Origin of the sequence: Chryseobacterium oranimense, from assembly GCF_900129755.1 — a bacterium.
Classification (GTDB): Bacteria; Bacteroidota; Bacteroidia; order Flavobacteriales; family Weeksellaceae; genus Chryseobacterium; species Chryseobacterium oranimense.
On sequence record NZ_FQWT01000003.1, the window covers coordinates 402,334 to 427,171 of the forward strand.

Genomic DNA, 24,838 nt, shown 5'->3' on the forward strand with positions numbered 1-24,838 from the left:
TTTTATTTTTATGCCATGAAAATCAAAGAAACCAAAAACAAAGAAACCCTTCAGCAACTTATTGATACAAAAGACTTTGTAGCACATGTATCTGTTGACTGTACGATATTTGGTTTTCACAATAATATTTTGAAGGTCCTTCTTTTGAAATATCATGATCTGGATTTGTGGTCTCTTCCCGGAGGTTTTGTTTTCAATGATGAAGATCTTCGTGAAGCAGCAGCTAGGGTTTTATACGAAAGAACACACCTTAAAGACCTTTTTCTGAAACAGTTTCATACGTTCGGGAGAATAGACCGTACAGAGAATAATGTACACCAGATTCTCCTCAACAACAAAGGAATTGAAGTTCCTAAAGACCACTGGATCTTCCAGAGATTCATTACGGTAGGTTACTGCAGCCTTATTGATTTTTCTATTGCCAACACTTTTCCGGATGCCTTTAACGAAAGCTGTGAATGGTTTGAAGTAAACAATCTTCCCAAAATGGCGTTTGACCACGACAGGATTATAGAAACCGGCCTGGAATACCTGCGTATGAATATCAATACCGAGGTGGCAGCCAGCAATCTTCTTCCTGAAAAATTCACCATGAAAGACCTGCAGTCTTTGTATGAGACTATTTTGGGGGAAAAATTCAGGAGAAACAATTTCCAGCGCAAAATTTTGAGCTTAAATATCCTGGACAGACTGGAAAAACTATACGATGGATCTGCAAACAAAGCTCCGTATCTGTATAAGTTCAAAAGTAAAATACACAATGCTGCCAACCAGTATCCTATCTCCAATGATGAGGAGGCCTAAAAATCCCTGTTTTTACTTAAAACCTGACTGTTTTCATTTATCTTACTGAAAATCAAAGGTAATAAAGATTTGCAAAAAAATTTTTCAAACCGGCGAAAAGTATTACTTTTAGGCAAATCAAAAAATCATGTCATATTATCCTCTTACAAGCATTCCAGACTATTACGGAATTGATGCTTTACTTACTGAAGAACACAAACTGATCCGTCAATCGGTAAGAGATTGGGTGGAAAGTTTTGTAATGCCGCAGATTGATCAGGCCGCACAAAATCATACAGATATTCCGGGCCTAATGAAAGAATTGGGAAAGATTGGGGCTTTAGGTCCATATATTCCTGTTGAATACGGTGGTTCAGGGTTAGATCAGATTTCTTACGGTTTGATTATGCAGGAACTGGAAAGAGGAGATTCGGCAGTACGCTCTGCTGCTTCGGTACAGAGTTCGCTGGTGATGTTCCCGATCAATGAATTCGGTTCTGAGGAGCAGAAGAGAAAATACCTTCCTCATCTTGCCGCAGGAGAAATGATTGGTTCTTTTGGACTGACTGAACCTAATCACGGTTCTGATCCGGGTTCTATGGAAACCTATTTTAAAGATATGGGTGACCACTACCTTCTGAACGGAGCCAAAATGTGGATCACCAATTCACCGCTTTGCGATATTGCTGTTGTTTGGGCAAAAAATGAAGAAGGAAAGGTACAGGGACTGATCGTTGAAAGAGGTATGGAAGGTTTTACTACCCCTGAAACGCATAATAAATGGAGTTTAAGAGCCTCCAAAACAGGAGAGCTGGTATTTAATGACGTAAAAGTTCCCAAAGAAAATTTACTTCCGGGAGTTACAGGATTGAAAGGACCATTATCCTGTTTAAATTCGGCGAGATATGGAATATCATGGGGTGTAATCGGTGCTGCAATCGACTGCTACTGTACAGCGGTTCAGTATTCCAAAGAAAGAAAGCAGTTCGGGAAACCAATCGGTTCTTACCAGCTTCAGCAAAAGAAACTGGCAGAATTCTTAACTGAAATTACAAAGGCGCAATTGCTTTGCCTGCAGTTAGGAAATCTTAAAAATGCCCATAAAGCAAGTCCTGCACAAATCTCAATGGCTAAGCGCAACAATGTGAAAATGGCTATTGATATTGCAAGAGAATCCAGACAGATCCTCGGCGGTATGGGAATCATGGGTGAATTCCCAATGATGAGACATGCTGCGAACCTTGAATCTGTAATCACCTATGAAGGTACTCATGATGTACATTTACTGATTACCGGTTTATATATCACAGGTATCAACGCTTTTTAAGTAAAAGCTTACAATATATTAAAGAGGAGTCCGGCCGAATGGCCGGACTCCTTATTTTACTCACTTTGCAGGGAACTTATATTCAGTGAATAATTATTGATGTATTAAAATTAATGACATTTTATTAAAAACATTTAATTTAAAGTCATTAAAAAATATTGATATGAAAAAACTATCCGTTCTTTTATTAAGTTGTACAGCTCCATTCTTTTTTGCCCAGCAGGCAGGAGATGTTGCCAGCTTTGAACAGAAATTAGATCTCACTCCGCAAGGGGTAGCCAATTTTATCTCCAATAATCTTGGTGACCAGAACGCCCCGGATTTCGTCAGTTATCTCAACGGATTCAATGTGGGACTTAAGGGATATAAAATTACCTATTATACTAAAAATGAAAAGAATGTTTTAGTAAAAGCCACCGGGCTTCTGATGTATCCTAATGTCAATTTTAAACTGTCTACAGTAGTATCTGATCACGGAACCACTGACAGCAGAGATAATGTTCCCTCTAACTTTAAAGGAACTTTAACGGCCGGATTTGTAGTGGAACTCTCCTATGTCCTCAACGGATACATTCTGATGGCTCCAGATTATGTAGGAATGGGAAGTGGAGACGGAGTTCATCCCTATGTAGATGCAGCTACGGAAGCAGGAGCAACAATAGATTTTGTAACGGCAGCTAATAAAGTCCTGGGGCAGTTAGGTATAAAAAGATATGATGAATATTTTCTGGCAGGCTACTCCCAGGGCGCCCATGCAGCCATGTCTACTTTAAAGTCCCTGAATAGCTTCAACCCTACCAATCTGAAATTCAAATATGCATATATGGGTGACGGCCCTTATGACTTTTCAGGAGTCACGTTGAATAAAGGGGTTCTGGAAAAGGATTTTTATCCGTTTACTTCTTTCCTTGCCAATGTTCTCCATACCTGCAACAATACGGGGTATAAAACCTATAACACCAGCATTTCAGAAGTAATTTCACCTGAATATCTGGATAAATATAATTATCATGTGGTCCAGGATAACGGAGGTCTTCTTTGGGGCCCAGTCATCTGGAGGAATCTTTTCACCCAGAATTTCGTGAATGATGTGACCAATAATCCGAACAACAACCTCAGAAGATGCTTGAAACCTAAAGATGTATACGACTGGTACAACAAAACACCGATGACCTTGGGGCATTCGACTGTAGATCTGGCTATTCCGCCGGAAAACACCTCCAAAACCATTGATGTACAGCGCGGATATTATTCGTGGTGGGACCTGAACAAGTACAAGCTTGAAGCTTTCTATTGGGGACCTTTGGGCCATGTAGGAGGAATCGTGCCGTTTGTTCTTGCATCCAATGCAAAATTTAATACACTTAGAAGCGGTGGACTTCTGAACCAATGGGCTGTACTGACTTCAAAACAGCAGGATAACGGCCAGCCAAAAGCTCATTCACTTTATTCCTCCCAGCTAAAACCGGATCTTGGCAATATGGAGCTTGTGGGAATCACAGATTTCAATCAGGAAAAAGCAACAGGCAGATCAGCTACGGAAAGCAGCTTATCTACCTTAAAAGATGGAGTTTACCTTTTAAAAGTACAGGAAAACAATGATCAAAAATTAATCCCTTATGTTAAGAATACCCCAATAGAAGTTCCTGAAAATGAGATCATACAGTCTGAAAACAATCATATCTTAAAACTGAAAATTCCTCAGGAAGAACTTCTGACCGTTAATATTTTTGATGAAAATAAAAACCTTCTTAAAGCAGTTTCCAACGAACAATACAGCAAAGACGGCGGAATTGATATAAAAGATATTGCCAGTCAAAACAATACCTTTGAAGTAGTCACTCAATTTTATAACCTGCAGTTCAAAAAGGCATTGACTGACGGACCATCAGCCAATAAAACTGAAGTATTTACCCAAAACCGCCAGATTATTGCAAAAGCAGATAACGGCATCAAAAATATCAGCATTTATAGTATTTCCGGTGCCCTGATCCTTCAGCAGGACATCAACAAACCGGAATTCAGATCAAATAATTTAGAATCAGGAGTGTATGTTGTTCAAATGGTTACCTCCGATGGAAAAATAGTCAATAAGAAAGTCAAATTATAACAAATCATCATAATATATTCTTCATTTCAAATTGATGGAATGCACTTCAGCAATGGAGTGCATTTTTAATTGGAATAAGGCTTTACGTTCTCAATAAAACTAAGATCCGGATTTAAAATTTCCAGGATAAGATTCTTCACAGACTGCATGGCATCATCAATATTCCCTTTTTCGAACTGCAGGGAAACCACTCCTTTTTTAGCTTCTGCAAAACTCCAGATGCCTGTTTCTATAGGAAGCCCCCAGAATTCCGGAAGGTTCTGAACCACATAATGATAAATACACAACTGGAGAGCCTGTTTCCTTTCACTGTTATGGAAATATTCGGCAACATTGTTTTCGTCTATTTTTACCGTGAGATTTTTAATCTTTGCGGTTTTATAATCGATAATTCTCAATGTTCCGTTGAGGCGGTCTATTCTGTCAATAAACCCAAAGAAGGAAATTTTATCATTGCCATCAAGATAGAAATCTACATTCTCAAATCTTTTTTCAATATCCAGGATTTCTAAAGTATTCCCTTTTTTGATCAGTTCAAGATCATGATTCAGGACATTTTCAATTACTTTTTTAGCAATAGCCCGGTGGATATAATTCATGCCTTTTTCGTAGAATTCAGGCTGGTGCTTTAGCTTTTCAATAGCAACGTTTATATATTGATCTATTCCTTTAATTGAATTTTGTAAATTATTTTCTTTTAAAACCTTACCTTTCAGTACTTCATATACTTCTTGAAGTGAATAATGAACTAAATTTCCGTAATTTTTTACCGATAATTCTTCTTCTATTTCATCTGTTTCTGAGGTCTTTAATATCTTCGAAAGGTAAAAATCAATAGGATTATAAAGGTAGCTGGTAAGATGTGAAGCCGATACTTTTTCTTTCCATTTCTGAAGCCTTTCCAGCACGATTGGAGTCTTAAGAATTTCTATCGGCTGAGAAACAATAGGCTCGGAAGAATTCTCAATAATAAGATGTTCTATCTGATGAGAACTCTCCATTTCGATCTGGGTAATGAACCTGCTTTTTTCCCCGGTATTCACTCCTGAACTGAGGGCATTGTACAAAAGATGGACATTTTTGGAATCCTGGATCAGCCTGTAAAAGTGATAGGCATAGATACTGTCGTTTTCCAGGAAAGTATGAAGGTCAAAATATCTTCTGATATCAAACGGAATGTACGTATTCTGAGAATTTCCCAAAGGAAGTTTCCCTTCATTCACAGAAAGCATAATGACATTTTCGAAGTTCAGAAGACGGGTTTCCAGAAGTCCCATAATCTGGAGCCCACGGAGCGGTTCTCCCTGAAAATCTATACTTTCCGAATTAACGTGCTGGTTGATCAGGATTTCCAGCGTCTCCATTTTGATCTCAAAATCATACGGACTGAGCTGGTTTTTAATGATCCTGAAAGCATTCTCAAAATGGGAAACATTTTCGTACTGGATATCGTCTATCTCCAGCCATTTAATCTGCCGGCAGAACTCAATAAGCATATCGAGATAAACACCTGTATGATCAGCTTTTTTAAGGAGTCCGTAATACGAAAGCCCGCTCAGAAGCTCTTCTAAAAGCTTTTTTGATATATAAACTATATTTCTTTCCTCTACTTTCGTCCTGAAATTACTGATAATCAGCTCATCTTCAGCAGATTTCGGAAGCTCTTCAAGGATCGGGAAAATATCTCTGTAATAATAGGAAGATTTATTTTTCTCCAGCTGTTTCTGAAGATAGAACAGCTGTTTTACCGCATTGGAAAAAGAAAGATTCTTCAGCGGAAAACCCATGGTAATATTCAGGTTTTCAACCCCATACATTACATCTAAGCTTGCAGGAAGAAGGTTTTCGTCCAATAAAACCACAGCGGTATTGGAATAGGTTTTATTTTCAATTTCCTTGAATATTTCAGGCAGCACCTTGGTCTGCGTCACATTACCGGAGACTTCATAGACTTTGATATTTTTAGGCTGGTTAAAGTCATCTTCTATCCACTGAAATGCCCTGTTATCATCAAATTCCTTCCACATTTTATGGTTCCTGAGGAATTTTCCTGCCTCCTGTCTTTCATCATCAAAATAATAATGATCCGCCTGAAAGAAACACTGCGCTTTATTCCACCGCAGCAGATTTCTTACCAGCTTCTCTTCTACCGGCGTAAAGGCATTGAAGCCACAGAATACAAAATGCTCGGAAGTAGCTTCAGCGAAACCAGCAATCTTCGCTTTAGCCGTTTCATGGATCATCCCGGAAGTCGCCCAGTTTTTCTCCTGCAGTTTTTTCTTTAAAGCTGGGAGAAAAATATTCATGTTCTGCCAGAAATTAAGGAATTTTTTGCGGGGAACGTCATCGTCTTCGCCTAAGTCCTGAGCCCATTCTTTGATCCTTTCTTCATCAAACATGTACTGCAGTACGGCCTCATCGCTTTCAGAGAACTTCAGGATGTCGTCCCAGTCTTTCTGCAGGGTCGGAAACCACTTTAAAAAGTCCGAAAAGTCATCTTTAGGGATAAGCCCAAGGCTCCGGTAAACATCAAAGGCAAAAAGCCACAAAGAAATTCCCTGGACAGGTTGTTTTTCCGCAATCCTGTCGATCAGTTCTTCTATGGTAAAAAAATTGGGAAGAAACCCTGAGTAATGGTTTTCTTCAAGGATCTGCCTGATGAACACGATAGGACGTTTTCCGGGCAGAACAATATTGAACTCCGAAAGATCCTGGTTTTGGGCCAGAAGTTCCTGGATGATTTTATTGAGAAATTTCAAGAGGCTTTATAGCTTTTTAATTGATCCAGTTCTTCAGCAATGAGGGCATTGTATTCTGCCTGTTTTTCTTTATTCATGCCATGTTCTGTGATTTTATCATAGGACATCTGAAATTTTTTGTAATCATTGGATATCCTGCTGTAAACTGCATTGAAGTTTTTGTTGTAATCAGCGGAAGTTTTGATCTTTTCCGCTATTTCTTTCCTGAATTTTCTGACGAACAGTTCTGCAATATCAAAATGCTTCTGCTCATGAAGGAGGATATAATCATTAATCCTTTTCGCATCTTTCCAGGACATATCTTCATTGAAGATAGCGGCAATTTCAATTTTAACCGGAGATTTAGGGTTTGTAGATTTTACAACAGAATACTCCCACCCGCAATGGGTATAGGCAATTACATCCGTATTGTTTTTTCTGCTTACTGCACTTTTAAAATTATCCCAGACCAGTTTACGATCTTCCTTCCAGATAATTTTTTGTCCGAAAAGTATATTCGTAAAGAGAAATAGGCCAAGCGAAATCCATTTCATTATTATTTGACTACAATTGTTTTGGTGATCCAGCTGTTGCTGCCGTTCCAGAATCTGAAGGTATAGGTTCCTGTCTGGCGCGGATTGAATTTGATCTGGCTGCTTCCTACATGGGTTTCCTGTGTACAAGGTCCTTCTGTAATATATTTATAAGCGGTAACAGATCTTTGCAAACTGCTGTCGTGAATATAATCATATCCGTAAAACCCCTCACATTGGGACGAATATGTAGAATACGTCTTAATGCTCTGTATTGAATACACATCCATCGTATCCTTCATGATCTTTACACTGTCGATCCTGATTCGTCCTATGGACTGCACGGTCTGGTAGTCATCATCTTCACAGGAGATAAAAGCCAGCCCTAAAAACAATACAGAAAATCCAATATTTAAAAGTTTTTTCATAACCTTAAATTTACTGATTATCAATAATAATTCAGCAAAAATTACAACTTAATTTTAAAAAATCAAGAGTTAAAATTGCCTTTTGATACATAAATCACTTTTTTAGTATCAAAAAATTCTTCATCAAAATAGTTTTTAAGGTTGAAGATTTCACATTTAATTCCGGCCAGCTCTTCAGCAAGGTCGCCGCCTTTTAAATATAAAACTCCGTTATGTTTGGGATTAATTTGTTCTTTTTCAAATTTTCCTTTCAGCCATTTCAGGAATTCAGGCATTTGGGTTACTGCCCTGCTGACTACAAAATGGAATTTTTCTTTCACTTTTTCAGCTCTTCCATGAATAGCCGTTAAATTCGTCAGCCCGATGCCTTCTGCCACTGCTTTCACTACAGTAATTTTCTTTCCGATAGAATCAACTAAAGTAAATTCTGTTTCCGGAAATAAAATGGCAAGTGGAATTCCCGGGAAACCTCCTCCGGTTCCAATATCCAGAACTTTTGTACCCGGCGCAAATTCCATTATTTTCGCAATTCCCAAAGAATGCAGAACATGTTTCTCATACAGCGAATCCATATCTTTTCTTGAGATCACATTGATTTTTTCATTCCATTCATTATACAGTTTCTCCAGTTGGGAAAACTGCTCGATCTGCTTCTCTGTAAGATCAGGAAAATATTTTAATAGTAACGATGCTGCCATATGAATTATTATAATCTGCAAAAATAAGTTTTATTTCCGTTGTATTCAAATGAAGTTGCTTCGGGGAAACTTTAACAATAAAGTGACATTATCTTGCAATAGCCGGAATAACAGGAACGCTTAAGTTTCCACTTTGGTTAACGGCCTGTACTGCAAAAATATAATTATCCTTTGAAAGCGGAATTTTAATGGTGAGTTCTTTAGTAAAGAGCTTTTTCTGCCACAAGGGACTATCCGTTTCTCTTACCAGGACATAATATCCAATCGGGAAACCGGATTTCGGCCTTTCCCATTGCAGTACAGTAGAATTGGTAAGTTCTTTCACGTTTACTTCTACCTGTTCAGGTTTAGAGGGAGCTTTTGCGAGACTGGCCAGAACTGCAATATTCGCAGCCACATTCCTTTTCAGGTAATTGTAATCTATATACTGGGGAAGGTCTCCGTATTGTTTGTTATGCTCCGTTCTGATATCCTGATGCTGACGGTCATAATTCTCATAATATTCCGTGAGCCTTACCGAAGGAAATCCCTGGGTGACGAAACTTGAATGATCGCCTCCGCGCAGAAACCTGTCGTTTCTGTAAATCAGTTTTACCTCAAGCCCTTTCACATATTCTTCTGCAATTTCCTTAATATACCGGGCGAGCTGCCTGGAATCTCCATCGTTTTCAAGCCCCAGGTTTCTTATATTCATTGCTTTTTTATCCAGGTCCACATACGGCATCCCTTCACTGAAAACCCTCAGCGTACGGTTATTGATCTTCCCGGTTTCTCCTTCTTCAGCGTTTCCGATCATATCGTTATTAAGGACTGCTTCTATCTGTAGATTTTCTTTTTTTGCCTTGTCTGCAAGTAGTTTAGACCCTAGCAATGACTGTTCTTCACCGGAAAAAGTAACGAAAATAACAGATGCGGGAAAAGAAGACCTGCTCAGAATTCTCGCCGATTCTATCACAGCACTTACCCCACTCCCGTCATCATTAGCACCGGGAGCAAACGAGGTTCTGTTCATAACATCTGTGACCCGTGAATCCAGGTGCGCGGAAATCAGGAAAATCCTTTTATCATTTGGATCTGTTCCTTTCAGAAAAGCAATGGGATTTCCCAGACTGGTAATCTTGTCTACTCTTTTTCCATCAGGCTGAATATCCTCTTGCTGCAGGTACACCTCCATTCTTCCTCCTGAATTTTTGGCATAGTCTTTAAACTTTCCCAACACCCAGCTTCTTGCTGCTCCTATTCCCTGGTTTTTATCATCCACTGAGCTTAAAGTATGCCTGGTATGGAAGCCTACAAGGCTATTAATATAAGATTTTAAAGAATCTGAGCTCACTTCGGAAACGTATTTCTTTATTTCTTCATCTTTTGTTTTTATTTGGGAAAAACTTACAAAAGGAACCAACAATAAAAGGAGAGAATATTTCATACCCACTGAATATTTAGATAGCTAAATATACAAAAACATAATATTGGCTACAGCTTTTCATTTCCATGTTTTTAAGAACTGAGTATTTTGGAAGAAAAGTATAAAAGACTATACTTTAATGATTAAAATTTTAAAAAACCTGATAAAAATCTTTTTTCCTGTACCACTTTTATTTCCCGGAAATAACGTTTTTATTATATATTTGTTTAAATTCAAAAACATCATATGGATAAACTTTCAGATAGAGTAAAAAGATTAGGTTACTCACAGACTTTCGTAATGTCGAACAAAGCAAGAGAAATGAAAGCCGCCGGCATTGACGTGATTAGTCTTACTCTTGGCGAACCGGATTTTGATGTTCCGGATAATATCAAACAGGCCGCTTTTGATGCGATCAACCAGAATTACAGCCACTACTCTCCTGTTCCCGGGTTTCTTGAGCTTCGTGAAGCGGTAGCCTACAAATTAAAAAGAGACAACCACCTTGAATATAAACCTTCCCAGATCTGTGTTTCCAACGGAGCTAAACAAGCTATTTTAAATGTACTTGCCTCTGTGATCAATGATGGTGATGAAGTACTTCTTCCTGCACCTTACTGGGTAAGCTACGATGAGATGGTAAAAATGATGGGCGGAAATTCGGTAATGCTTCCAACCTCTTATGTTACAGATTTTAAAATTACAGCTGAACAGCTTGAAGAAGCTATAACAGATAAAACAAAAGCAATTCTTTTCAGCTCGCCGTGTAACCCGTCCGGTGGATATTACACCTATGATGAACTGAAATCCATGGCGAAAGTTATTGCCAAATATCCTCATGTGACGATCATTTCGGATGAAATCTATGAGTATATCAATTACGAAACGAAAACAACATCCATTGCCCAGTTTCCTGAAGTTTATGAACAGACTGCTGTAATCAACGGGATGTCTAAAGCATTTGCCATGACCGGATGGAGAATCGGTTATTCCGCCTGTCCTGAATGGCTGGCAAAAGCCTGTGAAAAAATTCAGGGACAGATGACCAGCGGAGCCAATACAATGGCGCAGAGAGCTTCTATTACCGCTTTAAAAACAGACCCTTCAGAATACAGATACATGATTGATGCGTTTCAGAAAAGAAGAGATCTGGTGTATGATCTGATGAAGGAAATCCCAGGATTTAAAGTACTGCTTCCAAAAGCCGCCTTTTATTTCTTCCCGGATATCTCCTATTATATCGGAAAAACACTGAACGGTACGGAAATCAAAGATTCCGATGACTTCGCGATGTTCTTATTGGAAAATGCCCATGTAGGATGTGTAGGCGGAGTTTCTTTCGGAAGCCCTGAATGCATCAGATTTTCCTATGCAGCTTCTGAGGAAGACCTGAGAGAAGCGATGAAACGAATCAAGGATGCACTGGCACCATTCAATTCATAAATTAGACTGCATAAAACCAGTATAAAGTAAACAAAAAGCTCTGATTTCAGGGCTTTTTTCCTATAATTTGATTAAAAACAATTATAGATTTTATTTATCAATATTGATTTGTTCGATAGATGAAATATTTATATCTTTGCACAAGAAAATTTAATATAAAAACAGAAAATTATGTCTTTAGTAGGAAAAAAATTCCCAAATGTAACCATTGATGCCATGTCTGAAATGGGTGATGATCTTAGAATCAACATTCTTGAAGAAGCAACTTCCAACCAGCAAAAAGTACTCTTATTCTGGTATCCTAAAGATTTCACTTTCGTATGTCCTACAGAGCTTCACGCTTTCCAGGATGCTTTAGGTGAATTCGAAAAAAGAAACACAAAAGTAATCGGTGCTTCTTGCGATACTAATGAAGTACACTTTGCATGGCTGAACACTGCAAAAGATAATGGTGGTATCGAAGGGGTAACTTACCCGCTTTTAGCTGATACTCACAGACAGCTGGCTAACATTTTAGGAATTGTAGATCAGGATTTTGAATACAATGAAGAAGGTGAAGAAACTTTCACAGGTTCTAACGTAACTTACAGAGCAACTTATCTTATTGACGAAACGGGAAAAATCTTCCATGAGTCTGTAAACGATATGCCGTTAGGAAGAAACGTAAAAGAATATTTAAGACTAATCGACGCTTACACCCACGTTCAGAAGCACGGTGAAGTATGTCCTGCGAACTGGGAAGAAGGAAAAGATGCAATGAAAGCAGACAGAAATTCTACAGCAGAATATTTAGCAAAGAACTAAAATAATGTGTTAATTTGAAAATGAGATAATTTGAAAATTGATCTCAGGATTATATAAAATTATCTCATTTTCTATTTATTTTTCACACAAAATTGCAAGGAAACAATTTGTGCCTTTGCCAATTAACACATTTTTAAATTAATAATTTTTCAAATTATCATTATGTACACAGAATTAACAGAAGATACCTTACAGAATATCGTAAACGACAATGAAAAAGTAGTTGTTCAGTACGGGGCAACATGGTGCGGAAACTGCAGAATCATGAAGCCGAAATTTAAAAAACTAGCATCAGAAAACGAGGATATCCCTTTTTTATATGTAGATGCTGAAAAACTTCCTGAAAGCAGAAAACTGGCAACCGTTGACAACCTTCCTACCTTTGCAGTTTTTAAAAACGGTGAATTGGTAAACCAGGTACAGAGCAACCAGGCCGAAAGTTTAATTAATCTTTTTAAAGAAATACAGTAATGAAATTACCAGTAATCAGACAGTTTTACCAGAACCAGACTCCGGAAAACCTTGAAAAAACACTGGAGGTTTTAGAAAGTTTCTGCGAATTCAGAGGAACCAGTGAAGAGGACCTGAATGTAGCAGGAGAACTGATCACCAATATCTGCGGCGCTTTGGAAGTACACGCCAGCGTTCAGAACGGTATGAGCGAAAAAGATGCTCTGAATTCTTTTGCACAGAAGGTCTTAGGATCTATTGATAAGTAATTTTTATTGAATCATAGATTTAATCATTAAAGATTACTAACCACAATACTACTGAGGTTTTCCTCGACACTATATTTTCTCAATTCTTTAATTTTATTTTAAACATTTGTACAAAGCTTCTGTAATATGCCATTGCTGATGCTGTTGACGTTGTTTCTATAATTAAAGAATCCAATTAAAATCCCGGTAAATATTACCAGGATTTTTTTTGTTTAATAACTTAATTAAAACACTAATAGCACGAATCCTTTCACTAATCACACAAATAATTTGTGGCATTTGTGTTTAAAGAAAATAAAAAATCCCGATGAATTATCACCGGGATTAATTATTATTGATAGATCAGAATTACAACTCTTCACTTTTTATTTAAATCTAACTTCTTCTGCTCATTAAGATTCTCAGGATATACCAGAACAACAGCATAATGGATGCAAAAAGCTGTAAGGAAGCCCCTACATACTGCCCGGTAGTATATACATTTTTAAGCTTGCTTGTTTCGTAAAGAATGCTTGCAGAAGCCAAAAGAACCATTCCCACAGAAAACCAAAGCCCTAAATTGAATCCGAAAATAGCCCCGGCTACAATGAGTCCTATCGAAAGAAAGCCTCCGATAATAATGATATTTCTTAAGAATGAAAAATCTCTTTTAGAAGTAAATGCCACTGCAGAAAGTCCCGCAAACATAGCAATCGTAAGCATGGCAGCCTGGAAAATAATATTTCCGCCACCCTGCATATTGGCCGCAATATAAATCATCGGCATAAAGATTACAGCTTCCAGAACGATATAAAATCCTAATCCGAAATATTGCGTAGTTCTGCTCTGTGAAAGCGACCATTTGGAAGCCAGCATAGAAGCCAGCCAGAAAACCCCGATAATCAGCAGCCAAGTATATTTCTGCCCGAACATCATCGCAATAACCTCTACAGGAACCGTTTTCAGTAAAACAGTTTCAACCCCGATAAATGCAAGGATAGATAAAGCAACATGTAAGTAAGTTTTTCTGTAAAAAGCTGCTTTTTCCACTTCTGAGGAATGAGCAACCAGGACATCTGTCATCATAGTTAGTATTTTTTAATTTTTGTTTGAATATTCATTATTTTGTTTTTTTGGCCGGCATCACGCCAAGGATCTTTCCATCCTCTTCAAATACAGCCATAATCACTTCTTTTGACTCCCCTGCATATTTGTAATGAATGCTTGGAAGATTGGAACCGTCCATGAGCTTATGATATCCTGTGCTTAAGATTTCCAGCTTTTTATTGACATCAAAGCCTTCTCTTACTTTTTGCAGAACATCATCTGTAACGATTGCCTTCACTTTATCCGATAAAAGCGCGTCTACTGCTGTACGGTCCGGAGATTTAAGCGCCTCAACGAACTTCAGGAAATTCTCATTATATAAGGCCACTTTTTCCTTGTCCAGCTGTGCCGGAACCTCTTTCTGAACTCTTTCAACCTTTACTCCCGTCACTTTCTGAGCAAACATCAGCTGCGCGGCAAGCACTGTAAGTCCTAAAAATATTTTTTTCATAATCTTTTTGGTATTTGGTAAAATAAAGTGAGTTAAGATACGAAAATCAGACCACTTCCAAAAATCTCATCGTATCTACATTATCCGCATACGTATCCAAAGCAGGATGCTGTGCTTCTCCAAAAGGAATAGAGTTCAGGCCAAGCTCATCTTTAGCCACAATACACTGAATATTTTCTTCGTTTTCAGCAATGAATTTCTTTACATCATCCAATGATGAGTATCTGCTGAAATTGATTACCGATAGCGGACTGAAAAGCTTCTCATCCTCTTTCAGCATTACAAAATTATTATCCCAGAATTTATCCTGGTTCAGAAGGTAAACCGCCCTGTTGTAATCATAATTATTAGCATATTTATTATGATTGATAATATCCTGGAAGCCTATGAAGCTTTCAAAAAGTCTGTCGATCACAAAATTTTCCGGAATAAAAATCCTGGTCACATTTCTGCATCCAAGACCGAAATACCTGAAAATATCTTCGGCAAGAAGCTGAAGTTCTTCGGGAGTCTCATTACCCTCCAGTACGGCAACAGAAGTTCTGTTTTTACGGATAATATTCAAATGGTCTTTGAAATAATATTCTAGGTAACGTGCTGTATTATTGCTTCCTGTGGCAATTACAGCATCAAAATTCTCCAGTCTTTCAACAAATTCGAATCGAACAACTCCGCCAGAAAACTCATTCCATTTTTTAAGCAGAAAAGGAACCATCTGCTTATCCTTTGAAGATAGCTTGATCAACGGAATGTGGCCGCTTAAAACAACCGATATCACATCGTGAAGTCCGACAAGAGGAATATTTCCGGCAAGAATCAGTCCTACCCTTTTAGGGGTCCTGGAAACAGAATAGTTTCTGATCCAGTTGTTTATATTTTCCTGCGTAAGCAGATTCGTCCACTCTGTCAGAGCAAATTTCTGATTCTCAATGGTAAACCAAGGATTCTCTATTTCAGATCTTTTAAGCAAAAACTCAAATTCATGATCTGCATCATTATACTCCTTCTGATCCTTTGCCAAAAACTCTTTTATATACTCACTTAACTTAATAAGTCCTAAAACTTGATTTTCGATATTCATAATTACTTTTAAATTGGGGAATATTTTGTAATTTTGTGCAAATTTAAAAAAAATTAGCGATGGCTATTAAAATAACTGATGAATGCATTAATTGCGGGGCCTGTGAGCCGGAATGCCCAAATAATGCAATATATGAAGGGGCCGTAGATTGGAAAGCTTCTGAAGGTACCGCTCTTACAGGTACCGTAACTATGCCGTCAGGACTTACTGTAGATGCAGATTCGCCACAGGAACCGGTAAGCGACGATGTATATTTCATTGTAACAGATAAATGTACTGAATGTAAAGGATTCCATGAAGAGCCTCAGTGTGCGGCTGTTTGCCCGGTAGACTGTTGTGTCCCTGATGAAGATCATGTAGAATCTGAAGAAACCCTGCTTAACAAAAAAGCATTCTTACACGGTGAATAATAAAAGCTCCGTCTCAGGATAATGAGGCGGTTTTTTTAACTATAAAATTTGAAATAATCTAGTAAAATATCAAAAATAAACGGCAAGTCTTTACCATTCTTGCACAACCAAAAAAGTAAAAATATGAGCAAAAAACACAACTTCAGCGCAGGGCCATGTATCTTACCTCAGGAGGTATTTGAAAAATCAGCAGAAGCTATTTTAGATTTTAACGGAATTGGATTATCCCTTCTTGAAATTTCACATAGAAGCAAAGACTTTGTTGCCGTAATGGACGAAGCCCGAGCTATTGTAAAAAGGCTGATGAATCTTGGCGATGATTATGAAGTACTTTATTTAGGAGGAGGTGCAAGCCTGCAGTTTGCAATGGTTCCTTACAATCTTTTGAAAGTAGGTGGTAAAGCAGCTTATCTGGATACGGGAACCTGGGCGGCAGGAGCAATCAAAGAAGCAAAAAAATTAGGAAATGTAGATGTAGTAGGTTCTTCCAAAGAAGAAAATTACTCATTTATTCCAAAAAATTATACGGTAGGTTCGGAATATGATTATTTCCACTGCACATCCAACAACACGATCTACGGAACTCAGATGAAATCTTTCCCGGATGTGGATACTTTGATGGTTTGTGATATGAGCTCAGATATTTTTTCAAGACAGCTGGATTTTTCCAAGTTCGACCTGATCTATGCCGGCGCTCAGAAAAATATGGGACCTGCAGGAGTTACCTTAGTGGTTATCAAAAAAGAAATCCTTGGAAAAACAGGAAGAGAAAATATGCTTTCTATTCTGGATTATTCCCAACATATCTCCAAAGAATCCATGTACAATACCCCTCCGGTTTTCCCTGTATACGCATCTCTTCTTACTCTGCAGTACCTTGAAAGAAACGGAGGAATTGCAGCTGCTGAAGTAAGAAATGAAGCTAAAGCAAAACTTTTATATGAAGAAATCGACAGCAATCCTCTTTTCGAAACCTTCTGTGTAAAAGAAGACCGTTCTTTAATGAATGTTTCCTTCAAACTGACAGACGAGAGCAAAAAAGAAGCATTTGACAATGCGTGGAAAGCAGCGGGAATCAGCGGACTGAACGGCCACAGAAGCCTTGGTGGTTACAGAGCAAGTTTATACAATGCCTTACCTATTGAGAGTGTGCAGGTTCTGGTAGATGTAATGAGATCCATTAAATAATTTTAGCATTAAAAAATTCAAAGATTGAAAGATTAGAGCAGTTAATTAAAATTTATTAATTTGCGACCCGATTTAAAATTTTTAAATATCAGAATTTTTCAGTCTTTAAATCTAAAATAAGAAATGAAAGTTTTAGCAAACGACGGAATCTCAAAAACAGGAGAACTTGCCCTTAAAGAAGCAGGATATGAAGTCCTGCCAAACAGGGTGGCACAGGATCATGTTATTAATTTCATTAATGAAAATAACGTCGATATTCTCCTTGTAAGAAGTGCTACGAAAGTAAGACAGGATATGATCGATGCCTGTCCCAGCCTGAAAATTATAGGACGCGGCGGTATCGGAATGGATAATATTGACGTAGACTATGCTAAAAGTAAAGGCATAAAAGTGATCAATACTCCTAATGCATCGTCTAAATCGGTTGCTGAACTTGTTTTCGGACATTTTTTCGCACTGGCAAGATTCCTTCACGAATCCAACCGCCTGATGCCATTGGAGGGGGAAACCCACTTTGATGCCATGAAAAAATCATTCAGCAAAGCCTATGAACTTTCAGGAAAAACACTTGGAGTAATCGGTTTCGGAAGCATAGGTCAGGAAGTTGTGAAAATGGGGATCGCATTGGGAATGAAAATCAAGGTATTGACAAAAACCCCGAAAACAAAAGTTCTTACCCTGGACTTTTTCGATGGTCAGACGTTGAACTTTGAAATCACTTCCACCAATGATATGGATGCTTTTCTTAAAGACACAGACTTTATCAGCATCAATACACCCAAAACCAATGAATATATTATAGACACGCCCCAGTTTGAAAAAATGAAGGACGGAGTCTACATAGTAAATACTGCAAGAGGCGGTGTGATCAATGAGGTAACCCTTATAGATTTCATTGAATCTGAAAAAGTAGCAGGAGCAGCACTGGACGTTTTCGAGAACGAACCGAAACCTGAGCTACCTTTACTGATGAACCCTGCGCTATCTCTTTCTCCTCATGTGGGTGGAAATACCATAGATGCACAGGAGAAAATCGGTGCAGAACTTGCAGAACAAATTATTAAGCTACAAAAAGAAACTATAAGATAAACTATGCCTGTTTTTAAACCTTTCCGTGGAATAAGACCTCATAAAGACTTTGAGAGCACTTTCCCTACCCATCCGCTGGACAATTTCACTCAAGAGGAAATTGCAGAGAAAGCTCAAGTTGAAAATACTTACATCAACATGATTAAACCCTATGTTGTAAGTAAATCTAAAGATATTGACCGGAATTTAAGAAAGATCCGTTCTACATTTGAAGAACTTCTTGAAGAGAAAAAACTCATCCAGGACAGTTCAGCATATTATCTTTATGAGCAGATCTATCCCAACAAACAGGTTTTCAGAGGATTGCTTGGATTGGCAAGTATTGAAGACTTCTGGAACGGAAAGATTAAAAGACATGAAAGTACCATTCCTCAGAAAAAGGAAAAACTGGCCCATTATCTGGACAAGGTAAACCTGCAGGCTGAACCGGTACTTCTTACCTACCCTTCCAATTCCAAGATTGAGCTTCTGATGAACCATGAGGAAAAAAATGTTCCTATTTTCAACCATGTTGATTCTATCGGGATCAGACACAAAATCTGGAGAATAGACAACCGTCTGAAGCTTCAGCAGTTCAAGGAAGTGATTGATCAGATCGACTCTTTCTACATTGCCGACGGTCACCACAGGATCGGTTCCACAGCATTGAATGCAAAATACCACAAAGAAAAAAACAAAAGGCATAACGGTACTGAAGCTTATAACTTTGTATACAGCTTTATCGTATCCAACCAATCCATCAAGATCCACGATTACAACAGAATATTATCTGATCTTAACGGGCTTTCCAGCGAAGAATTTTTGAAAGAACTGGACCAGTATTTCCTGATCCATGAAAAAGGTGAAACACCTTATTTTCCTTCCCAGAAATTCCACATTTCAATGTATCTGGATGGTAAGTTTTACTCCCTTCACGTGAAACACGACCTTCGTTCTACAGAAATGTCCCTTGATAATCTTGACCACCATCTTTTAGATAAATACATTTTCAAGAATATCCTGAAAATAGAAAATTCCGACAGCTCTGAGAAAATCTCCTATGTAAAAGGAACATCCAACATCCAGGGTATTAACTTTTTAAAGGAAAAAATAGACAATGGCGAAGGCAAAGTAGGCTTTGGGATTTACCCCGTGAGTTTCAATGATATGATCAAAATTTCGGATCTTAAGCTCAGTATGCCTCCAAAATGTACATTCATTGAACCGAAACTGGTTACAGCCCTGTTAATGTACGATATGAAACCTTAATAAATTCCTAAATTTTCCCTACTTTTATCTTCGGAAAAAGAAAGGTAAATAAAAAATGAAAAAAATCTTCATTATACTTCCACTCTTTTTGAGTGGATTTTTATTTTCTCAAAAAAAGCCACTCAAAAAGCCGGTAAAAAAGACCACAGTGGCCAAGTTCAACTACCATGACGAATTCAAAAGAATCTCAGATGAGATAATGACTAATGGTACCGCCTATGAGAATCTTGGCGAACTTACCAAAGGAATCGGGCCCCGTTTCAGTGCAACCCCAGGTTATATGAAAGCAGTGGAATGGACAGAAAAAAAACTCAAATCTATCGGCATTGATATGATCTGGAGAATGGAAGCCAAGGCTCCGGTCTGGATAAGGGGAAGAGAATCTCTGCAGATAAAAGCAGCGAATGGAGACTGGAAAAATATCAGAATGTTATCTTTCGGGAATTCCGAAGGAACAGGCGGGAAAGATCTTACAGGAGAAATTGTTTTAATCAATTCAACTTCTGAGCTTAACGCAATGTCGATCAAACAATTAAAAGATAAAATTGTTTTCGTCAATGTTCCGATGGACCCGAAAATCATCAATACAAGTGATTCTTATCTAATTACCGCAAAATCCAAATTAATTTCCGCTTCCATAATTGCCAAAACAGGAGCAAAAGCTTTAATTATAAGATCTTTAACAACAGCTACAGACGATACACCTCATGCAAAAATGGTGTATTACGAGCCTGATGATAAAATAAGGATTCCTGCCCTGTCCATTGGAGTAAGATCCGCTGATGAACTGGAACAATTATTAAAAAATCAGAAAGTTACCGCCAAACTAAATATGACCGCACAATCAAAAGGCGATACTACCAATCCGAACATTATTGCTGAAATTCAGGGTAAAAAAGATTCCAAAGTGATTGTTTTGGGAGCTCAATTAGATTCGTGGGATTTCGGTGAAGGAGCCATTGATGACGGAACCGGTGTTGCCCAGTGTATTGAGGTTTTAAGAACATTCAAAGCGCTTGGTATTGAAAATAATCACACAATAAGGGTTGTTTTATATGCGAACAGCGAAAACGGAGGTCAGGGACGCGAAATGTATGCAGCTTATGTAAAAAAGAAAGATGAAAAGCATGTTTTTGCTTTAGGGACGGATGCAGGAGGATACTCTCCGAGAGGATTTTCTTTAGATATGCCTCCGCAAAGACGAAGACAGATTTTCGAATGGAAAAACTATTTTCTTCCTTATGGTATTTACGATTTCGACCAGACTGAAGCTATTCAGGATATTTCTCCGCTGAAAAAGCTGGATATTCCCTTAGCTGAACTGGTGGTAGATACCCAAAGATACTTCGATTACCACCACTCCGAACAGGACACGTTCGATAAAGTAAACAAAAGAGAGCTTCTTTTGGGAGCGGTTGCCATGACACAACTTATTTTCATGATCGACAAAAACTGGTAAAATGAAAAAAAACTTCACCCTTTCACTTTTAATGCTAGGCATGGCTGTTTTCGGACAGTCTAAAGAAGATTCAATACAGTTCAGTAAAATTTCTACGGAAATACTGAATAATGGAAAAGGCTATACAGACCTTAAAGATTTAACTAAAAATATCGGCCACCGCTTAAGCGGCTCTCCGGCTTATGAAAAATCTGTGAAATGGGCCGAACAGAAGCTTCGGGAAGCCGGTGCTGATAAAGTATGGCTGCAGGAAGTAATGATTCCGGTCTGGGTAAGAGGAAAAGAATCCCTGCAGATTAAAACCGCAGACGGACAGTGGAAGAAACTGAAAATGCTTTCTCTGGGAAATTCTGAAGGAACAGGTGGAAAAGATGTCACCGGCGAGATCATTATGGTAAGATCATTAGAAGAATATGACAGGCTTCCGGCAGATCAGGTAAAGGATAAGATCGTATTCTTTAACTATCCTTTTAATCAGTCACATGTACAGACTTTCATTGCCTACCGGGAAGCCGGAGCATACAGGCGCTCGGCAGCTAATCTGACAGCTCAGAAAGGAGGAAAATTTGCCATCATCAGATCATTATCTTCTGCTTTTGATGATGTTCCTCACACAGGTAATATGCGGTATGATGACAACGTTTCCAAAGTACCTGCAGTGACCATCGGAAATACAACTGCTGATGAGCTGGAAACCATGTTAAAAAATAAAAAAGTTACAGCAAAGCTCAATTCCAACTGTGGAATGAAAGGTGAAAAGCTCTCCCATTCAGTGATCGGTGAGATTACCGGAAAAAAGGACCAGAGCGTGATCGTTGCCGGAGGACATCTGGATTCATGGGACATAGGCGAAGGTGCCCATGATGATGGTGCGGGGATTGTGCAAAGTATTGAGGTTTTAAGAACATTTAAAAACCTTGGAATTAAAAATAACCATACCATCAGGGTTGTTTGTTTTGCCAATGAAGAAAACGGGGCCAAAGGCGGTAAGCAATATGGAAAAACAGCAAAAGAAAGCAATGAAAAACATCTTTTTGCGATAGAAACAGATGCAGGAGGCTTCTCTCCAAGAGGAATTTCCCTGGAAATGGATGACAAAAACAGAAACCAGATCAAAAGCTGGGTAAACCTGTTTCTGCCTTACGGAGTATATAATTTTGAGGGTAAATATTCCGGGTCGGATATCGCTCCACTGCATGAAATGGGCGTTCCCACTGCAGAGCTGGTTCCGGATCCGCAGCGTTATTTCGACATTCATCATACAGAAGAAGATACTTTTGAAAAAGTCAACCGCAGAGAACTGCTTCTCGGTGCTGCGATAATGACACAGCTTATTTACATGATCGATAAAAATTGGTAAACTATGAAAAAGATAATTGGAACTTCATTATTATTCCTCGGAATGGCTGCTTTTGGCCAGTCCAAAGAAGATTCTGTCCAGTTCAGCAAAATTTCCACAGAAATCCTGAACAACGGAAAAGGCTATACAGACCTTAAAGATTTAACTAAAAATATCGGCCACCGCTTAAGCGGCTCTCCGGCTTATGAAAAGTCCGTAAAATGGGCAGAACAGAAACTTCGTGAAGCCGGCGCCGATAAAGTATGGCTTCAGGAAGTAATGGTTCCTGTCTGGACCCGCGGAAAAGAATCCCTGCAGATCAAAACCACTGACGGCAAATGGAAAAACCTGAAAATGCTTTCTCTCGGAAATTCTGAAGGTACCGGCGGAAAAGATGTTTCCGGCGAGATCATCATCGTGAAATCTATGGAAGAATATGATAAACTTCCGGCAGATCAAGTAAAGGATAAGATCGTGTTCTTTAACTACCCTTTCAGTCAGTCTTTTGTAGAAACATTCAGAGGCTACAGCGATGCTGCAAAATACAGGGTAACGGCTGCTGCTTTAACGGCTAAAAAAGGAGGTAAATTTGCCATTATCAGATCCCTTTCTTCTGCCTTTGACGATGTTCCACATACCGGAGCTATGCGTTATGAAGATAAAATTTCAAAAATTCCTGCTGTAGCCATCGGAGCTACAACTGCGGATGAACTGGAAGCGCTTTTAAAGACCCAGAAAGTCACAGCAAAGCTTAATTCCAACTGTGGAATGAAGGGTGAAAAACTCTCCCACTCTGTGATTGGTGAGATCACCGGCAAAAAGGACCAGAGCGTGATTGTAGTTGGCGGCCATCTGGATTCATGGGACGTAGGAGAAGGCGCTCATGATGACGGAGCCGGAATTGTGCAAAGTATTGAGGTTTTAAGAACATTCAAAAAACTGGGGATTAAAAATAATCATACAATCAGGGTTGTTTGCTTTGCCAATGAAGAAAATGGTGTGAAAGGAGGCATACAATATGGAAAAACAGCCAAGGAAAAGAACGAGAAGCATCTTTTTGCCATAGAATCCGATGCCGGCGGCTTTGCTCCGAGAGGAATTTCATTGGAAATGGATGATGAAAAAAGAAACCGGATTAAAAGCTGGGCCGGCTTGTTTTTACCATACGGAGTTTATAATTTTGAAGGAAAATATTCCGGAACGGACATTTACCCGCTTCATGACATGGGTGTTCCTACGGCAGAGCTGGTGCCGGATTCCCAGAGATATTTTGATATCCACCACACAGAAGAAGATACTTTTGAAAAGGTAAACAGAAGGGAGCTTCTTTTAGGAGCCACCGCTATGACCCAGCTTATTTATATGATTGATAAGAACTGGTAGAATACTGTTTTGAAGACCTTTTGATTAAGGCAAAAGATTTTGTCAACAAGTTAACTCTGATGAAGCTATATACAGCTGTACGCTTCCGGAATTAACTTGTTGATTTTTTTGTTTGATGGATAGATAAGTTAATTGCTCTTGGTATTGAAACCACCCCGTCAAATCTTCGATTTGCCACCCCTCCGGAGGAGGGGAATACTGAGGCCGAAAACTGAAAATGGCTTGGCTCAGTAAGTTTTTAATTTTTCCTTTTATATATTTTAAGCAAGTTTTCCTATCGCAATAAAAGTTTGAGAAGCCGCTGAAACCTGAACTTAAAATTACTTAGCAGAAAAATATATTGAAAAAGTCACTTTGGCATGAAATTCGCAAGCTAAATCATTGAAAAAAAATTATTTAAAACACAGACGATGAGAAAAGGTGACTGCGGAAACTTCAGTTTCTGTTGAGCCGGACAAGGATTTGTATATTTATTTTATATGATCCTTTTTCTTTAGATACCGTATGCAACGGAAAAGATAATCCTCTTATCAATTCCATTTACGATGATGATTGTGTACGGTGTCCTAAAGCTCATGAATCCCTTTCCCGGATTCAATACTGTTTTTTAATTAAAACTTTGTGGGCAGCTTAAAGCATACCCTAATGTAAGACAATCAAACGGCCATAAGATCATAACCTTAGCCAAGTTCAACTATGATCTTTTTGCTACTGAATGATAACGGAAAATGATTCCGGACCGTTCTATGGAAGAACGGAAAACAGATGTATAACCCTTAAAAAGTGATTAATGATGAGAGCCTTTTTTGAAATGATTTTTAAGAGAAATGAAGATGCCGCAAAAATGAATATCTGGAGCCTGATGCTTCTGATAAGTTTTGCTGTTTTTTCCGTACTGGTATATTTTGCATATGCCTCAAAACCTGATTTTAACAGCTTAATAGTATATCTGACCGCATTTGCGGCATATATCGGTTTTGGAATTGTATTTATCAGTTCCCTTACCGGAAGAATGAATTCTTCTTATATGAGCAAGAAATCAAGAAACATATAACTTTAATTTCTACTTTACTAGAAAGCCGTTCAAGTTTATTGAACGGCTTTTTATGTATCTTA

The 24,838-nt window shown here is 38.4% G+C and carries 23 protein-coding genes; 15 read left to right on the forward strand and 8 right to left on the reverse strand.

Features of this window, described 5'->3' with window-relative positions:
- Positions 1–15: 15 nt before the first annotated feature.
- The 3 genes from BUB03_RS12465 to BUB03_RS12475 all read left to right on the forward strand — a co-directional run bounded on the left by BUB03_RS12465 (position 16) and on the right by BUB03_RS12475 (position 4,220).
- The gene (locus BUB03_RS12465) at positions 16–804 is read left to right on the forward strand and encodes an NUDIX hydrolase (protein WP_040999063.1); all 789 of its coding nucleotides are present in this window, start codon (positions 16–18) and stop codon (positions 802–804) included.
- 127 nt (positions 805–931) lie between these two features.
- Positions 932–2,110 carry an acyl-CoA dehydrogenase family protein gene (locus tag BUB03_RS12470; RefSeq protein ID WP_073063520.1) on the forward strand — a complete coding sequence of 393 codons (1,179 nt, stop codon included), beginning with the start codon at positions 932–934 and terminating at the stop codon, positions 2,108–2,110.
- Between the two features lie 163 nt (positions 2,111–2,273).
- A complete protein-coding gene (locus BUB03_RS12475; RefSeq protein WP_073063521.1) occupies positions 2,274–4,220 on the forward strand; it encodes a T9SS type A sorting domain-containing protein in 1,947 nt (648 codons plus the stop codon).
- 65 nt (positions 4,221–4,285) lie between these two features.
- Here BUB03_RS12475 and BUB03_RS12480 read toward each other — a convergent pair whose 3' ends face one another.
- The 5 genes from BUB03_RS12480 to BUB03_RS12500 form a co-directional block, all read right to left on the reverse strand.
- On the reverse strand, positions 4,286–6,979 hold the full coding sequence (locus BUB03_RS12480) for a PD-(D/E)XK nuclease family protein (protein WP_073063522.1): 2,694 nt from the start codon (positions 6,977–6,979) through the stop codon (positions 4,286–4,288).
- Positions 6,976–7,512, reverse strand: coding sequence for a DUF922 domain-containing protein (locus tag BUB03_RS12485; protein WP_073063523.1), 537 nt, complete (start codon positions 7,510–7,512; stop codon positions 6,976–6,978). The genes BUB03_RS12480 and BUB03_RS12485 overlap by 4 nt, the downstream gene beginning before the upstream one ends.
- A gap of 2 nt (positions 7,513–7,514) precedes the next feature.
- Positions 7,515–7,919: a hypothetical protein gene (locus BUB03_RS12490; protein WP_040999053.1), complete on the reverse strand. Its 405-nt coding sequence runs from the start codon at positions 7,917–7,919 to the stop codon at positions 7,515–7,517.
- Positions 7,920–7,981: 62 nt separating this feature from the next.
- A complete protein-coding gene (gene rsmG, locus BUB03_RS12495) occupies positions 7,982–8,617 on the reverse strand; it encodes a 16S rRNA (guanine(527)-N(7))-methyltransferase RsmG (protein WP_073063524.1) in 636 nt (211 codons plus the stop codon).
- Positions 8,618–8,705: 88 nt separating this feature from the next.
- Entirely contained in the window at positions 8,706–10,043 is a 1,338-nt protein-coding gene (locus tag BUB03_RS12500; protein ID WP_073063525.1) for a M28 family metallopeptidase, read from the reverse strand.
- 225 nt (positions 10,044–10,268) lie between these two features.
- Between BUB03_RS12500 and BUB03_RS12505 the strand changes: the two genes are divergently transcribed.
- The 4 genes from BUB03_RS12505 (at position 10,269) to BUB03_RS12520 (ending at position 12,988) form a co-directional block, all read left to right on the forward strand.
- Positions 10,269–11,465 carry a pyridoxal phosphate-dependent aminotransferase gene (locus tag BUB03_RS12505; protein ID WP_073063527.1) on the forward strand — a complete coding sequence of 399 codons (1,197 nt, stop codon included), beginning with the start codon at positions 10,269–10,271 and terminating at the stop codon, positions 11,463–11,465.
- A gap of 171 nt (positions 11,466–11,636) precedes the next feature.
- On the forward strand, positions 11,637–12,269 hold the full coding sequence (locus BUB03_RS12510; protein ID WP_040999047.1) for a peroxiredoxin: 633 nt from the start codon (positions 11,637–11,639) through the stop codon (positions 12,267–12,269).
- Between the two features lie 162 nt (positions 12,270–12,431).
- Entirely contained in the window at positions 12,432–12,740 is a 309-nt protein-coding gene (locus BUB03_RS12515) for a thioredoxin family protein (protein ID WP_040999045.1), read from the forward strand.
- Positions 12,740–12,988 (forward strand): DUF6952 family protein, encoded by a 249-nt coding sequence (locus BUB03_RS12520; RefSeq protein WP_034727575.1) that lies wholly within the window; start codon positions 12,740–12,742, stop codon positions 12,986–12,988. Before BUB03_RS12515 ends, BUB03_RS12520 begins: the two co-directional genes overlap by 1 nt.
- Before the next feature lie 375 nt (positions 12,989–13,363).
- Here BUB03_RS12520 and BUB03_RS12525 read toward each other — a convergent pair whose 3' ends face one another.
- From BUB03_RS12525 to BUB03_RS12535, 3 genes are read right to left on the reverse strand one after another with little or no spacing between them, the layout of a single operon-like run.
- A complete protein-coding gene (locus BUB03_RS12525; protein ID WP_040999040.1) occupies positions 13,364–14,053 on the reverse strand; it encodes a Bax inhibitor-1/YccA family protein in 690 nt (229 codons plus the stop codon).
- A gap of 34 nt (positions 14,054–14,087) precedes the next feature.
- Positions 14,088–14,525, reverse strand: a complete 438-nt coding sequence (locus BUB03_RS12530; protein WP_040999038.1) for a hypothetical protein — start codon at positions 14,523–14,525, stop codon at positions 14,088–14,090.
- Between the two features lie 46 nt (positions 14,526–14,571).
- A complete protein-coding gene (locus tag BUB03_RS12535) occupies positions 14,572–15,606 on the reverse strand; it encodes an acyl-CoA reductase (protein WP_073063529.1) in 1,035 nt (344 codons plus the stop codon).
- A gap of 59 nt (positions 15,607–15,665) precedes the next feature.
- On the opposite strand from BUB03_RS12535, the gene BUB03_RS12540 reads away from it, so the two are divergent.
- The 8 genes from BUB03_RS12540 (at position 15,666) to BUB03_RS12575 (ending at position 24,776) form a co-directional block, all read left to right on the forward strand.
- The gene (locus BUB03_RS12540) at positions 15,666–16,016 is read left to right on the forward strand and encodes a 4Fe-4S binding protein (protein ID WP_040999034.1); all 351 of its coding nucleotides are present in this window, start codon (positions 15,666–15,668) and stop codon (positions 16,014–16,016) included.
- A gap of 123 nt (positions 16,017–16,139) precedes the next feature.
- The gene (gene serC, locus BUB03_RS12545) at positions 16,140–17,204 is read left to right on the forward strand and encodes a 3-phosphoserine/phosphohydroxythreonine transaminase (RefSeq protein WP_073063531.1); all 1,065 of its coding nucleotides are present in this window, start codon (positions 16,140–16,142) and stop codon (positions 17,202–17,204) included.
- A 123-nt stretch (positions 17,205–17,327) separates the two neighbouring features.
- Positions 17,328–18,293, forward strand: coding sequence for a D-2-hydroxyacid dehydrogenase (locus tag BUB03_RS12550; RefSeq protein ID WP_040999030.1), 966 nt, complete (start codon positions 17,328–17,330; stop codon positions 18,291–18,293).
- A 3-nt stretch (positions 18,294–18,296) separates the two neighbouring features.
- Positions 18,297–19,541 carry a DUF1015 domain-containing protein gene (locus BUB03_RS12555; RefSeq protein ID WP_040999029.1) on the forward strand — a complete coding sequence of 415 codons (1,245 nt, stop codon included), beginning with the start codon at positions 18,297–18,299 and terminating at the stop codon, positions 19,539–19,541.
- A gap of 55 nt (positions 19,542–19,596) precedes the next feature.
- Positions 19,597–21,000 (forward strand): M28 family peptidase, encoded by a 1,404-nt coding sequence (locus BUB03_RS12560; RefSeq protein WP_083538910.1) that lies wholly within the window; start codon positions 19,597–19,599, stop codon positions 20,998–21,000.
- A 1-nt stretch (position 21,001) separates the two neighbouring features.
- Complete coding sequence (locus tag BUB03_RS12565; RefSeq protein WP_073063533.1) at positions 21,002–22,360, forward strand: M20/M25/M40 family metallo-hydrolase; 1,359 nt, start codon at positions 21,002–21,004, stop codon at positions 22,358–22,360.
- Between the two features lie 3 nt (positions 22,361–22,363).
- A complete protein-coding gene (locus BUB03_RS12570; protein ID WP_073063535.1) occupies positions 22,364–23,722 on the forward strand; it encodes a M20/M25/M40 family metallo-hydrolase in 1,359 nt (452 codons plus the stop codon).
- Between the two features lie 790 nt (positions 23,723–24,512).
- On the forward strand, positions 24,513–24,776 hold the full coding sequence (locus tag BUB03_RS12575) for a hypothetical protein (RefSeq protein WP_139258837.1): 264 nt from the start codon (positions 24,513–24,515) through the stop codon (positions 24,774–24,776).
- Positions 24,777–24,838: the final 62 nt, after the last annotated feature.

Bases quoted from the DNA above. Each gene is read 5' to 3' on its own strand.
- BUB03_RS12465 (WP_040999063.1), top strand. From the start codon at position 16: ATGAAAATCAAAGAAACCAAAAACAAAGAAACCCTTCAGCAACTTATT.
- BUB03_RS12470 (WP_073063520.1), top strand. From the start codon at position 932: ATGTCATATTATCCTCTTACAAGCATTCCAGACTATTACGGAATTGAT.
- BUB03_RS12475 (WP_073063521.1), top strand. From the start codon at position 2,274: ATGAAAAAACTATCCGTTCTTTTATTAAGTTGTACAGCTCCATTCTTT.
- BUB03_RS12485 (WP_073063523.1), bottom strand. From the start codon at position 7,512: ATGAAATGGATTTCGCTTGGCCTATTTCTCTTTACGAATATACTTTTC.
- BUB03_RS12490 (WP_040999053.1), bottom strand. From the start codon at position 7,919: ATGAAAAAACTTTTAAATATTGGATTTTCTGTATTGTTTTTAGGGCTG.
- rsmG (WP_073063524.1), bottom strand. From the start codon at position 8,617: ATGGCAGCATCGTTACTATTAAAATATTTTCCTGATCTTACAGAGAAG.
- BUB03_RS12500 (WP_073063525.1), bottom strand. From the start codon at position 10,043: ATGAAATATTCTCTCCTTTTATTGTTGGTTCCTTTTGTAAGTTTTTCC.
- BUB03_RS12505 (WP_073063527.1), top strand. From the start codon at position 10,269: ATGGATAAACTTTCAGATAGAGTAAAAAGATTAGGTTACTCACAGACT.
- BUB03_RS12510 (WP_040999047.1), top strand. From the start codon at position 11,637: ATGTCTTTAGTAGGAAAAAAATTCCCAAATGTAACCATTGATGCCATG.
- BUB03_RS12515 (WP_040999045.1), top strand. From the start codon at position 12,432: ATGTACACAGAATTAACAGAAGATACCTTACAGAATATCGTAAACGAC.
- BUB03_RS12520 (WP_034727575.1), top strand. From the start codon at position 12,740: ATGAAATTACCAGTAATCAGACAGTTTTACCAGAACCAGACTCCGGAA.
- BUB03_RS12525 (WP_040999040.1), bottom strand. From the start codon at position 14,053: ATGATGACAGATGTCCTGGTTGCTCATTCCTCAGAAGTGGAAAAAGCA.
- BUB03_RS12530 (WP_040999038.1), bottom strand. From the start codon at position 14,525: ATGAAAAAAATATTTTTAGGACTTACAGTGCTTGCCGCGCAGCTGATG.
- BUB03_RS12535 (WP_073063529.1), bottom strand. From the start codon at position 15,606: ATGAATATCGAAAATCAAGTTTTAGGACTTATTAAGTTAAGTGAGTAT.
- BUB03_RS12540 (WP_040999034.1), top strand. From the start codon at position 15,666: ATGGCTATTAAAATAACTGATGAATGCATTAATTGCGGGGCCTGTGAG.
- serC (WP_073063531.1), top strand. From the start codon at position 16,140: ATGAGCAAAAAACACAACTTCAGCGCAGGGCCATGTATCTTACCTCAG.
- BUB03_RS12550 (WP_040999030.1), top strand. From the start codon at position 17,328: ATGAAAGTTTTAGCAAACGACGGAATCTCAAAAACAGGAGAACTTGCC.
- BUB03_RS12555 (WP_040999029.1), top strand. From the start codon at position 18,297: ATGCCTGTTTTTAAACCTTTCCGTGGAATAAGACCTCATAAAGACTTT.
- BUB03_RS12560 (WP_083538910.1), top strand. From the start codon at position 19,597: ATGAAAAAAATCTTCATTATACTTCCACTCTTTTTGAGTGGATTTTTA.
- BUB03_RS12565 (WP_073063533.1), top strand. From the start codon at position 21,002: ATGAAAAAAAACTTCACCCTTTCACTTTTAATGCTAGGCATGGCTGTT.
- BUB03_RS12570 (WP_073063535.1), top strand. From the start codon at position 22,364: ATGAAAAAGATAATTGGAACTTCATTATTATTCCTCGGAATGGCTGCT.
- BUB03_RS12575 (WP_139258837.1), top strand. From the start codon at position 24,513: ATGATGAGAGCCTTTTTTGAAATGATTTTTAAGAGAAATGAAGATGCC.